This window comes from Streptomyces glaucus (assembly GCF_039533365.1).
GTDB lineage: Bacteria > Actinomycetota > Actinomycetes > Streptomycetales > Streptomycetaceae > Streptomyces > Streptomyces glaucus.
The window spans coordinates 20,428-32,594 of record NZ_BAAATK010000024.1 but is presented as its reverse complement, the minus strand read 5'-3'; the positions used below and the strand labels follow the sequence as shown (position 1 = coordinate 32,594).

The window sequence follows — 12,167 nt, the reverse complement described above, 5'->3', positions numbered from 1 at the left end:
GGCCCGGGGCCCGGCCGGGCTACGACGCCACCGGCTCCCCCGTGTCCACCGGCGCCGTCGCGTCCGCCGCGCGGGCGGCCTCGGCGGCGACCTCGGCCGCCGTCAGGGCGTAGCCGGTCTCGGCGTCCGAGGTGGAGCGGGCGAAGACCACGCCGTACACCCGGCCGTCGGTGGTCAGCAGCGGGCCGCCGGAGTTGCCGGGGCGGACGGTGGAGCGGATCGAGTAGATCTCCCGGGTGACCGCCTCGTCGTTGTAGATGTTCCAGCCCGTCGCCCGCACCCGGTTCGCGACCGTCGCCGCCCGCAGGTCGAGGGCGCCGTCCTGGGGGTAGCCCGCCACGACCGCCGCCTCGCCGCGCCCGGCATGGTCGTCGAACCGCAGCGCGGGCGCGGTCAGACCGGGCACGTGCAGCACGGCCACGTCCTTGTCGGGGTCGAACAGCACCACCCGCGCCGCGTACGCGCGTCCGACCCCGCCGACCCGCACGCTCGGCTCGTCGATGCCGGCCACCACGTGGGCGTTGGTCATCACGCGCTCCGGCGCGTACACGAAGCCGCTGCCCTCGCGGCCCTGGAGGCCCGCCACGCCCTCGACCTTCACGGTGGAGGACGTGGCGGCGTCGGTGGCGGCCGGGGTCACGCTGTCCCCGGAGGGCCGCGCGACCTCGGCGGTCGACTCGTTCTCGAACGGGTTGAAGACCTGCGGGAAACCCGCGTCGGTCAGCGCGGACGTGGCCCGCGAGAACCACGCCGGCGTGGTGTCCGGCATGGCCCGCTGGACCGCGCCGAGCAGCCGGGAGTCCCGGATCGCCGACGTCAGCAGCGGGGAGGAGGACGCGGCCAGCACGCTCGCGGCCACCCACGCCACGATCAGCACGGCCGCCGCGTCGGCCACCGCGCCGCCGATCCCGTCCACCGCCCTCAGCGGCCCCCGGTCCAGCTCCCGGCGCAGCCGGAGCGCCAGGCGCCCGGCCAGCCCGTGACCGGCCACCGCCGGGAGCAGCACCGCGAGCACGGCGGTCGCCGTGGCCGCCGTCGTGCCCGGCGCCACCAGGTCCATCGCCCACGGCAGGAGCCACACGCCGACGGCCGCGCCGCCCACGAAACCGGCGAGCGAGACACAGCCGGCGACCAGTCCGCGGCGGTAGCCGGACGCCGCGTAGGCCAGGATCACCAGCGTCAGCAGGAGGTCGAGCAGGTCCACGCAAGCCGCCTTTCTCACGGACCCCCGCGCGTGGCGGACGGGTCCGGTGACCAGCGCACGCGCGTGGCCGGATCGCGCGTGCACCCGGGAAACGCCGCGGACCGGGACGATGGTTCCGCCGGATGGCACAGCGCACGTCGCGGGCGGGCCGGGTCCGGCGGACAGTGGGGCCATGCGCGTCCTCCGAGAGCCGCGGGGAGCGCGGGAACGACGCGGGCCGCGCATACCCGGCCCCGTCCGGGTGCTGCTCGGCTGTCTGCCCGGCCTCGCCGCCGTCGCCGCGCTGGCCGTGTGCGTCTCCGGCATCGAACGCGGGGCCGGCAGGGCCGGGGCACCGGCCCGCCCCACCACCCGCCCCGCCGTCCAGTACCTCGCCCCCCGGCCGTACATCGTGCCCCGTTCGGCCTGGCTGGGCGACGCCGCCCGCCCCCAGCCGCCGCCGCGCTACGACGACCGGGTCGTCGGCGTCTTCGTCCACCACACCGACACGCCCAACGGCTACGCCTGCGTCGACGCGCCGCGCATCATCCGCGACCTGTACGCGGGCCAGACCGGCGCCCGCGCCTGGGACGACATCGGCTACAACTTCCTCGTCGACCGCTGCGGCACGGTCTACGAGGGCCGCGCCGGGGGCGTCGACCGCCCCGTCACCGGCGCCCACACCCAGGGCTTCAACCACCGCACCGCGGGCATCGCCGCGATCGGCACCTTCACCGCGGGGGTGCCGGTGCCGCGGGCGCTGACGGACGCGATCGCCGCGCTGGCCGCCTGGAAGCTCGGCCCGTCCGGCACCGACCCGCGCGGGAGCGTCCGCCTGGTCTCCAGCAACGGGCGCAGCCGGTACGCGGCCGGCACCGCCGTCGCGCTGCCCGCCGTCGCGGGCCACGACGACGGCTACATGACCGACTGCCCGGGCGCCGCCCTGCGCGCCCACCTGCCCGGGATCCGGGAGCTGGCGGCCCGCCGCCAGGGCCGGCCGCCGGTCCCACAGGAACGTCACAGCGCGCCCGCAGGGTCCGCAGAGCCCGCCGTCCTACGGTCCTCGGCAGAAGCAGACCGGAGGTGGGGAAGATGAACAGCAGTCGTACCGGGGCCACGGCTTTCCGGACCGCGGGGGCAGGGGCCGCCCGGCGTCCCTGGGCGGCGCTCCACGCCGCCCTGGCGGTGGTCCGGGCCCCGGCCGCGCCCCCGGCGGCCGCCCTGGACCAGGCCAACGCGGCGCCGCTGCGCCGCGCGGCGCGGGCCGGCCGGACCCGGGCGCACCTCCCGTCCGCCGCCCCCCGCGGGAGGGCGGCGGCCTGAGACCCGCCCCGCCCTCACCCCCCGAACCGCTCCCACAGCCGGGGCAGGCGTTCGGCGAGGGCGCGGTCGTCCGCCAGGTCGACCGGGGTGCCCCGGGGCTCCGGGGGCGCGGGCGGGACGTCCAGGTCGGGGGCCACGGTGCCGGTGAGCCGCTCGTAGGCCTCGTCGGCCGCGTAGCCGAGCTCCTCGCCGTCGCCGTCGAGTTCCTCGTCGAAGTCGTCCAGGAGGCCGGCGAGCGCGTCCGGGTCGCGCACCGCGGCCTCGTAGACCTCCCGGCCCTGCCCGATCAGCCAGCAGCGGAAGGAGTCGAAGGCGTCGTCGCCGGCCTCGCCGAGCAGGATCCGGGCGGCGGCCCACAGGTCCCAGGTGTACGCGCGGTCGTAGCGGGCCTCGAAGTGACGGGCGAAGTCCAGGACGGCCTCCGGGTCCAGCCGCACCAGCCGCTCCACGAGCAGGTCGGCCTGCTCCTCGGGGTCGCCGCCGGCGGCCTCCCGGGTGGCGTCGACCAGCTCCCAGAACTCCGTCTCGTCCCTCACGCGTCCAGCATCGGCCCTGGACGGACGGGGCGCACGCGGAGCGCGGCGGGTCTCCCGCGCGGGCCGCGCACCGCTCCTCCGCCGGGCCCGCCCGCCCGTACGGCGTCACCCTGTACGGCCGGGCCGGCCCTCACGCCCCGTACAGCCGGGCGAGCCGCCGCGCGTCCGCCGCGAAACGGGCCCGCAGGTCCTCCGGCGCGAGCACCTCGACCTCCGGCCCGAGCCCGGTGAGCTGGGCGTGCGCGACCTCCTCGGACTCCACCGGCAGGGTCACCGTCACCCACCCGTCGCCGTCCGGGTCGCCCGCGGCGGCCAGCGCCTGACGCGCCGCCTGCGGATCCACCGCGTACGGCAGCCTGCGCACGCCCTCCCCGGACAGCCGTACCACCACCTGCGCGCGCAGGAGGGACCGCGCGAACTGCTCGGCCCGCTCCGCCCAGAACGCGGGCAGGTCGAACTCCTCGTCCCGCGCGAACCGCTCCTCGCCGGCCGTCACCGCCGTGAACCGGTCGATCCGGTACACCCGGAAGGCCCCGTGGTCCGCGACCCGCGCGCACAGGTACCAGACGCCCGCCTTCAGCACGAGCCCGTACGGCTCCAGCTCCCGGACGACCTCATCCTCCGCCGCGTCGTCGCCCCGCCCCCCGGCCGGCGCCGGGACGACGGCCGCGCGCACCCCCTCGGGGCCGCGCCCGCCCGCCCCCTCGGCGCCGGCGCCTCCCGGCGGCCGCGCGCCCCCGCGCCGGTAGCGCGCGGTGATCCGCCGGTCGTCCCACACCGCGTCCGCGACCGCCGGCAGCAGCGCGGGCGTCTCGGGCTCCCGGAACCAGCTCGGCGCGTCCAGGTGGAACCGCTGCGCCGCCGTCCTGGGCGCGTCCCGCAGGGAGGGCAGCAGGGCGGCGGACACCTTCAGCCGGGCGGCGGACGCGGCGTCCGCCAGCCCCATCTCGCGCAGCGCGCCCGGCACCCCGGACAGGAACAGCGCCTCGGCCTCGCTGCGGTGCAGGCCGGTCAGCCGGGTGCGGTAGCCGCCGACCAGCCGGTAGCCGCCGGCCCGGCCCCGGTCCGCGTACACCGGGACCCCCGCCTCCGACAGCGCCTGCGCGTCCCGGGTCACCGTCCGCTCGGACACCTCCAGCTCGCGGGCGAGTTCGGCGGCCGTCATGGCGGGCCGGGACTGCAGCAGGAGGACCATCTTGATCAGGCGGGCGGCGCGCATGGGCCCATCATGCAGCAGGAGGCCCCCGCCGGAGCGGGGGCCTCCTGACGAGCGGGCCCTACAGACCGTAGCGCTCGCGCGCCTCCTTCACGGCCGTCGCCTTCACCGCGCCGCGCCGGGCGAGCTGGGCGAGGGCCGCGACCACGATGGACTCGGCGTCGACGCCGAAGTGGCGGCGGGCCGCCTCACGGGTGTCCGACAGGCCGAAGCCGTCGGCGCCCAGCGAGGACCAGTCCTGCTCGACCCACTGCGCGATCTGGTCCGGGACCTGGCGCATGTAGTCGGAGACCGCCAGCACCGGGCCCTCGGCGCCCTGCAGCGCCTGGCGGACGTACGGCACCCGGTCCTCGCCGCGCAGCAGCGCCGCGTCGGCCTCCAGCGCGTCCCGGCGCAGCTCGCTCCAGGACGTCGCCGACCACACGTCGGCCGCCACGCCCCACTCCTCGGCGAGCAGCCGCTGCGCCTTCAGCGCCCAGTGGATCGCCGTGCCGGAGCCCAGCAGCTGGATGCGCGGGGCGTTGGCCGGCGGGGTCAGGCCCGCCGACTCCGCCGTGTTGAAGCGGTACAGGCCCTTGACGATGCCCTCGTCGATGCCGAGGCCCTGCGGCTTCGCGGGCTGCGGCAGCGGCTCGTTGTAGACGGTGAGGTAGTAGAAGACGTCCTGGTCCTCGCCCGGCTTGGCCTCGCCGTACATCCGGCGCAGACCCTCGCGCACGATGACCGCGATCTCGTAGGCGAACGCCGGGTCGTACGTCAGCGCCGCCGGGTTGGTCGCGGCGATGACGGGGGAGTGGCCGTCGGCGTGCTGCAGGCCCTCACCGGTCAGCGTGGTGCGGCCGGCGGTGGCGCCGACGAGGAAGCCGCGGCCGAGCTGGTCGCCGAGCTGCCACATCTGGTCGGCCGTCCGCTGCCAGCCGAACATCGAGTAGAAGATGTAGAACGGGATCATCGGCTCGCCGTGCGTCGCGTACGACGTGGCGGCGGCGATGAAGTCGGCCATCGAACCGGCCTCGGTGATCCCCTCGTTGAGGATCTGCCCGTTCCTCGCCTCCTTGTAGTACATCAGCTGGTCGCGGTCGACCGGCTCGTACGTCTGGCCCTTGGGCGAGTAGATGCCGAGGGAGGGGAACAGGCTCTCCATGCCGAAGGTGCGCGCCTCGTCCGGGACGATCGGCACCCAGCGCCTGCCGGTCTCCTTGTCGCGGACCAGGTCCTTGACCAGGCGGACGAAGGCCATGGTGGTGGCCACGCTCTGCGAGCCGGAGCCCTTGTCGAAGGCGGCGAACGCCTTCTCGGCCGGGGCGGGCAGCGCCGGGACCGGGTGGACGCGGCGGGCCGGGGCCGGGCCGCCGAGGGCGGCGCGGCGCTCCTGGAGGTAGCGGACCTCGGGGGAGTCGGCGCCCGGGTGGCCGTAGGGGACCTGGCCGTCGACGAAGTCGCTGTCCTTGATGGGCAGGCCGAGGCGGTCGCGCATCGCCTTGAACTCGTCCACCGTCAGCTTCTTCATCTGGTGGTTGGCGTTCTTCGACGCGAAGCCCTCGCCGAGCGTGTGGCCCTTGACGGTCTGCGCCAGGATCACCGTCGGCGCGCCCTTGTGCGCGAGGGCCGCCTTGTACGCCGCGTACACCTTGCGCGGCTCGTGACCGCCGCGGGAGAAGTGGAAGCAGTCGAGGATCTTGTCGTCGCTCAGCAGCTTCGCCATCTCCGCGAGCGCCGGGTCCTTGCCGAAGAAGTCCTCGCGGATGTAGGCGGCGTCGCGGGTCTGGTACGTCTGGATCTGCGCGTCCGGCACCTCGCGCAGCCGGCGGACGAGCGCGCCGGTGGTGTCGAGCTGGAACAGCTCGTCCCAGGCGGAGCCCCACAGCGTCTTGATCACGTTCCAGCCGGCGCCGCGGAACTGGGCCTCCAGCTCCTGCACGATCTTGAAGTTGGCGCGGACCGGGCCGTCCAGGCGCTGCAGGTTGCAGTTGATGACGAAGGTGAGGTTGTCCAGCTCCTCGCGGGCGGCGAGCGCGAGGGCCGCCGTCGACTCGGGCTCGTCCATCTCGCCGTCGCCGAGGAACGCCCACACGTGCGAGCCGGAGGTGTCCTTGATGCCGCGGTTGGCCAGGTAGCGGTTGAAGCGCGCCTGGTAGATGGCGGACAGCGGGCCCAGGCCCATGGAGACGGTCGGGAACTCCCACAGCCAGGGCAGGCGGCGCGGGTGCGGGTACGACGGCAGGCCGCTGCCGCCGGCCTCGCGGCGGAAGTTGTCCAGGTGCTGCTCGGTCAGCCGGCCGTCGAGGAAGGCGCGGGCGTAGATGCCGGGGGAGGCGTGGCCCTGGACGTAGAGCTGGTCGCCGGAGCCGTCGCCCTCCTTGCCGCGGAAGAAGTGGTTGAAGCCGATCTCGTACAGCCAGGCCGCGGAGGCGAAGGTGGCGATGTGGCCGCCGACGCCGTATTTGCTGCCGCGGGTCACCATCGCGGCCGCGTTCCAGCGGTTCCACGCGGTGATCCGGGCCTCCATCTCCTCGTCACCGGGCACGGCGGGCTCGGCGGCGGTGGGGATGGTGTTGACGTAGTCGGTCTCGAGGAGCTTCGGCAGCGGGACGCCGGCGCCCTCGGCGCGCTCCAGCGTGCGGCGCATCAGGTACGCGGCACGGTGCGGCCCGGCCGCCTTGGCGACGGCGTCCAGCGAGGCCTGCCACTCGGCGGTCTCCTCGGGGTCGCGGTCCGGGAGCTGGTCGAGCTCGCTCGGCTGGATGGCGTTGGGGTCGGTCATGTCGCCGCCTTCCTCAGTCGAAGGGGGTTCCCTCATCGGTAAGGGTTCGGGGGTGCCCTTGGTCTTTGGCAGGACAGGGCGCGGGGCTTCCGGTGCGGAGCCGTTCGTGCGGCTCCGTCGCGTGGCCCGTCGGCGACTGTAACCCCCTGATCGATGATCGATCAAAGGGTGGAAGGGCAAAAACCCACCGACGCACGAAAATTGGCATCCGGTGCCGCAAATGCGGGCACCGGGTGCCGTGTTTTTCCTGCTCATCCGGGGGTGGGCGGCCCGTCCGGCACCGCCGGCGCGGGCCGCGGCCCCCGTCCGGTCCCGCCGGCGGCGCGACCGGACGGCGTCAGCCCGTCGCCGTCCGTGAGGACGTGCCCTGTTCCGCTCCCGCGGGGGCCGTCTCCGCGGGCTGCCCGGAGCGTTCCCGCTCGGCGCGCTCCTGCTCGGCGCGCTGCCGTGCCGCCTGCTCCCGGGTGATCACCTCGGTGGCGGCGCCGACGGCCACCGCCACCGGCCATCCGATGGCGCCGGCGACGGCCATGCCCCCGAGGACGCCGTAGAGGGTCAGCTTGCGGGGCGAGGACAGCGCCGACGCGGCCGCGGACGTGACCGTGCGGACGCCGGGGAACCGGTCGCCGGGGGTCACGTACGGAATGGGGACCCGGGGGTGCGCGGTGTGCAGATGCACCACCTTGCCCATCCCCTTCCCCCGGCTCTCCCGGCTCTCCTGGCCGTGCGTCTCCCGCGCGGAGCCCTCCTCGGCCTGGGACTGGGACTCGAACCGGTTCTGGGCCTGCGGCTGGGTGGGCTGCTGTGTGTGCTTGGGCTGTTGTAGCTCTGGGGAAGTCATGTCCGTCCCCCTGCCGAAAAGCATGGGTACCGATGGGTCTTCCCGCCGCTTTCCATCCCTTCGTCCCGATAAACCACCTGACGGGTATCCGGTCCGGGACGGTCTGGTGTCCGGGGCGGGCCGGATCTCCGGTCCGGGTCAGGCGGAGTCCTCGGCGGCGCGGGGCGCGCAGCCCAGCACGTGCTCCTTCACCAGGCGGCCGATGTCCGGGTCGCGGCGCTTGAAGGCGGCCACCAGCTCCTCGTGCTCCTCGGCGTAGGACTGCTGGACCGTGCCCAGCCAGCGGATGGACAGGGTCGTGAAGACCTCGATGCCCAGGCCCTCCCAGGTGTGCAGCAGCACCGAGTTGCCGGCCGCCCGGACCAGCTCCCGGTGGAAGGCCACCGTGTGCCGCACCTGGCCCGTGCCGTCCGCCACGCGGTCGGCCTCGTACAGCGCGGCGACGTGCGGCTCCAGGGCCGAGGTGTCCTCGGCCAGCCGCTGCGCCGCCAGCTCCGCCGCGATGGCCTCCAGGCCGGCCCGCACCGGGTAGCTCTCCTCCAGGTCGGCCGCCGTCAGGTTCCGCACCCGCACGCCCTTGTTCGGCGCCGACTCGATCAGCCGCAGCGACTCCAGCTCGCGCAGCGCCTCCCGCACCGGCGTCTGGCTGACCTCCAGCTCGGTGGCGATCCGCCGCTCCACGATCCGCTCGCCCGGCTTCCAGCGCCCGCTGATGATCCCTTCCAGGATGTGCTCGCGGATCTGTTCGCGCAGCGAGTGGATGACGGGCGCGGTCATGAGGGCTCCTTCGGAAGGGGCCCACCGGACCCCCTTGGGGCGTTCGACGCTTAGACAATAAGGCCGCGACGCCGCGCGGAAGAGGCGCGCGGGGGAGCTTTCGCGCAGGTGAGACGAGACTTACACGCCCGCGAGAAGCGGCGCCCCCGCCCGGAGGCTTCCGGACGGGGGCGCCGCGGGACCGCGTCGGCGGCCGTGGATCACAGGCCGAGTTCGACCTCGAACTCGCCCGCCTCCAGGATCGCCTTGACCGCCGTCAGGTAACGGGCGGCGTCGGCGCCGTCGACCAGGCGGTGGTCGTAGGACAGGGTCAGGTACGTCATGTCGCGGACGCCGATGACCGTGCCCTCCTCCGTCTCGATGACGGCCGGGCGCTTGACCGTGGCGCCGATGCCGAGGATCGCGACCTGGCCCGGCGGCACGATGATCGTGTCGAACAGCGCGCCGCGCGAACCGGTGTTGCTGATGGTGAAGGTCGCGCCCGCCAGCTCGTCCGGCGTGATCTTGTTGGACCGGACCTTGCCCGCGAGCTCCGCGGTGGCCTTGGCGATACCGGCGATGTTGAGGTCGCCGGCGTTCTTGATGACCGGGGTCATCAGGCCCTTCTCGGAGTCCACCGCGATACCGACGTGCTCGGTGTCGAAGTAGGTGATGGTCCCCTCGGCCTCGTTGATCCGGGCGTTGATGACCGGGTGGGCCTTCAGCGCCTGGGCGGCGGCCTTGACGAAGAACGGCATCGGGGAGAGCTTGACGCCCTCACGGGCCGCGAACGCGTCCTTGGCCCGGGCGCGCAGCTTCATCAGGCGGGTGACGTCCACCTCGACGACGGAGGACAGCTGGGCCTGCTCGTGCAGGGCCTTGACCATGTTGTCGCCGATGACCTTGCGGATGCGCGGCATCTTGACGGTCTGGCCGCGCAGCGGGGACGCCTGAAGGACCGGCGCCTTCTTCGCGGCGGCGGGGGCCGGGGCGGCCGCGGCCGGAGCCGGGGCAGCGGCGGCGGCCTTCGCGGCCTCGGCGGCGGCGAGGACGTCCTGCTTGCGGATCCGGCCGCCCACGCCGGTGCCGGTGACGGTGGACAGGTCGACGCCGTTCTCGGCGGCGAGCTTGCGCACCAGCGGGGTGACGTAGGCGCCCTCGTCGGTCGCCTTGGCGGCGGCCGGAGCGGCCGGAGCGGCGGGGGCCGGAGCCGGGGCGGCCTGCTGCGGGGCCGGGGCGGGCTGCGCGGGGGCGGGCTGCGCCGGCGCCGGGGCGGCCGGGGCGGGGGCGGCCTGCTGCGGGGCCGGGGCGGGAGCCGGCTCGGGCTGGGCCGGGGCGGGCTCGGGCTCGGCCGGGGCGGGCTCGGGCTCGGCCGGGGCCGCGGGGGCGGCCGGGGCGGCGGCGGGCGCGGCGCCCGGGGCGCCGATGACGGCGAGCTTGGCGCCGACCTCGGCGGTCTCGTCCTCGCCGACCACGATCTCCAGCAGCACGCCGGAGGCGGGCGCCGGGATCTCGGTGTCGACCTTGTCGGTGGAGACCTCCAGCAGCGGCTCGTCGGCCTCGACGCTGTCGCCGACCGACTTCAGCCAGCGGGTGACGGTGCCCTCGGTGACGGACTCGCCGAGCGCGGGCAGGACCACGTCCGTGCCCTCGGCGGAGCCGCCGCCGGCGGCGGCCTCGGCGGTGGGCGCCGGAGCCGGGGCGGCCTGCTCGGTGGACGGCTCGGCGGCCGGGGCCGGCTCGGGAGCCGGCGGGGCGACCTCCTCGGCGGCCGGGGCCTGCTCGGCGGCCGGAGCCGGGGCGGCGGCGGGGGCGCCGGTGCCGTCGTCGATCACGGCCAGCTCGGCGCCGACCTCGACCGTCTCGTCCTCGGCGACCTTGATGGAGGCCAGCACGCCGGAGGCGGGCGCCGGGATCTCGGTGTCGACCTTGTCGGTGGAGACCTCGAGCAGCGGCTCGTCGGCCTCGACACGCTCACCCTCGGCCTTCAGCCAGCGGGTGACGGTGCCCTCGGTGACGCTCTCGCCGAGCGCCGGAAGGGTTACGGAAACCGCCATGGTTTCGGTTGCTCCTTACGGATGGGGTCCCCCCGGTCCCAGCGGAGTCGAGAACCGGGGGAAACGGAAGTCTGTGTCGTCGCGTCCGTGACCGAGGGTCAGTCGTGCGCGTGGAGGGGCTTGCCGGCCAGCGCCAGGTGGGCCTCGCCGAGCGCCTCGTTCTGCGTCGGGTGGGCGTGGATGAGCTGGGCGACCTCGGCCGGCAGCGCCTCCCAGTTGTAGATCAGCTGGGCCTCGCCGACCTGCTCGCCCATGCGGTCGCCGACCATGTGGACGCCGACCACGGCACCGTCCTTGACCTGGACGAGCTTGATCTCGCCCGCGGTCTTCAGGATCTTGCTCCGGCCGTTGCCCGCCAGGTTGTACTTCAGGGCGACGACCTTGTCCGCGCCGTAGATCTCCTTGGCCTTGGCCTCGCTGAGGCCGACGGAGGCGACCTCCGGCTGGGAGTACGTCACCCGCGGGACACCGTCGTAGTCGATCGGGACGACCTTCAGACCGGCCAGCCGCTCGGCGACCAGGATGCCCTCCGCGAAGCCGACGTGCGCGAGCTGGAGGGTCGGGACCAGGTCGCCGACGGCGGAGATGGTGGGGACGTTGGTGCGCATGTACTCGTCGACGAGGACGTAGCCGCGGTCCATGGCGACCCCGGCCTCCTCGTAGCCCAGGCCCTGGGAGACCGGGCCGCGGCCGACGGCGACGAGGAGGAGCTCCGCCTCGAACTCCTTGCCGTCGGCGAGGGTGACCTTGACACCGTCCTGGGTGTACTCGGCCTTCTGGAAGAAGGTGCCCAGGTTGAACTTGATGCCGCGCTTGCGGAAGGCGCGCTCCAGCAGCTTCGAGGAGTTCTCGTCCTCGGCCGGGACGAGGTGCTTCAGGCCCTCGACGATCGTGACGTCGGCGCCGAAGGACTTCCACGCGGAGGCGAACTCGCAGCCGATGACACCGCCGCCGAGGATGATCGCGGACTGCGGCACGCGGTCCAGGACGAGGGCGTGGTCCGAGGAGATGATCCGGTTGCCGTCGATCTCCAGGCCCGGCAGCGACTTCGGCACGGAGCCGGTCGCCAGCAGGATGTGGCGGCCCTGGATCCGCTGCCCGTCGACGTCCACCGAGGTGGCCGAGGACAGCCGGCCCTCGCCCTCGATGTAGGTCACCTTGCGGGAGGCGATCAGGCCCTGCAGGCCCTTGTACAGGCCCGCGACCACGTCGTCCTTGTACTTGTGGACGGCGGGCATGTCGATGCCCTCGAAGCTGGCCTTGACGCCGAACTGCTCGCTCTCGCGGGCCTGGTCGGCGATCTCGCCGGCGTGCAGCAGGGCCTTGGTGGGGATGCAACCCCGGTGCAGGCAGGTACCGCCGACCTTGTCCTTCTCGATCAGGGCGACGTCCAGGCCCAGCTGCGCCCCGCGCAGGGCCGCGGCGTAACCACCGCTACCACCGCCGAGGATCACTAGGTCGAAAACGGTGCTGGCGTCGTTCGCCACGTCA

At 74.6% G+C, this 12,167-nt stretch carries 10 protein-coding genes; 2 read left to right on the top strand and 8 right to left on the bottom strand.

All coding sequences use genetic code 11. The annotated features are described in order from the left end of the window. Positions 1-19 precede the first annotated feature (19 nt). Complete coding sequence (locus ABD363_RS18920; RefSeq protein ID WP_344605033.1) at positions 20-1,204, bottom strand: MarP family serine protease; 1,185 nt, start codon at positions 1,202-1,204, stop codon at positions 20-22. A gap of 172 nt (positions 1,205-1,376) precedes the next feature. On the opposite strand from ABD363_RS18920, the gene ABD363_RS18915 reads away from it, so the two are divergent. Together ABD363_RS18915 and ABD363_RS18910 are read left to right on the top strand one after the other, a co-directional pair. Further along, the gene (locus ABD363_RS18915; RefSeq protein ID WP_344605031.1) at positions 1,377-2,279 is read left to right on the top strand and encodes a peptidoglycan recognition protein family protein; all 903 of its coding nucleotides are present in this window, start codon (positions 1,377-1,379) and stop codon (positions 2,277-2,279) included. Further along, positions 2,276-2,506 carry a hypothetical protein gene (locus tag ABD363_RS18910; RefSeq protein WP_344605029.1) on the top strand — a complete coding sequence of 77 codons (231 nt, stop codon included), beginning with the start codon at positions 2,276-2,278 and terminating at the stop codon, positions 2,504-2,506. Before ABD363_RS18915 ends, ABD363_RS18910 begins: the two co-directional genes overlap by 4 nt. A gap of 14 nt (positions 2,507-2,520) precedes the next feature. On the opposite strand, the gene ABD363_RS18905 is transcribed toward ABD363_RS18910, so the two are convergent. The 7 genes from ABD363_RS18905 to lpdA all read right to left on the bottom strand — a co-directional run bounded on the left by ABD363_RS18905 (position 2,521) and on the right by lpdA (position 12,163). Beyond that, a complete protein-coding gene (locus ABD363_RS18905) occupies positions 2,521-3,042 on the bottom strand; it encodes a DUF4240 domain-containing protein (RefSeq protein ID WP_344605027.1) in 522 nt (173 codons plus the stop codon). Between the two features lie 130 nt (positions 3,043-3,172). Further along, a complete protein-coding gene (locus ABD363_RS18900) occupies positions 3,173-4,261 on the bottom strand; it encodes a helix-turn-helix transcriptional regulator (RefSeq protein WP_344605025.1) in 1,089 nt (362 codons plus the stop codon). Between the two features lie 58 nt (positions 4,262-4,319). Further along, entirely contained in the window at positions 4,320-7,022 is a 2,703-nt protein-coding gene (aceE, locus tag ABD363_RS18895; protein WP_344605023.1) for a pyruvate dehydrogenase (acetyl-transferring), homodimeric type, read from the bottom strand. A gap of 337 nt (positions 7,023-7,359) precedes the next feature. Beyond that, positions 7,360-7,713: a hypothetical protein gene (locus ABD363_RS18890; protein ID WP_344605021.1), complete on the bottom strand. Its 354-nt coding sequence runs from the start codon at positions 7,711-7,713 to the stop codon at positions 7,360-7,362. Between the two features lie 288 nt (positions 7,714-8,001). Continuing rightward, positions 8,002-8,640, bottom strand: coding sequence for a GntR family transcriptional regulator (locus tag ABD363_RS18885; protein WP_344605019.1), 639 nt, complete (start codon positions 8,638-8,640; stop codon positions 8,002-8,004). Positions 8,641-8,840: 200 nt separating this feature from the next. Further along, positions 8,841-10,676, bottom strand: coding sequence for a 2-oxoglutarate dehydrogenase, E2 component, dihydrolipoamide succinyltransferase (gene sucB / locus ABD363_RS18880; protein ID WP_344605017.1), 1,836 nt, complete (start codon positions 10,674-10,676; stop codon positions 8,841-8,843). 98 nt (positions 10,677-10,774) lie between these two features. Further along, a complete protein-coding gene (gene lpdA / locus ABD363_RS18875) occupies positions 10,775-12,163 on the bottom strand; it encodes a dihydrolipoyl dehydrogenase (protein ID WP_344605015.1) in 1,389 nt (462 codons plus the stop codon). Positions 12,164-12,167: the final 4 nt, after the last annotated feature.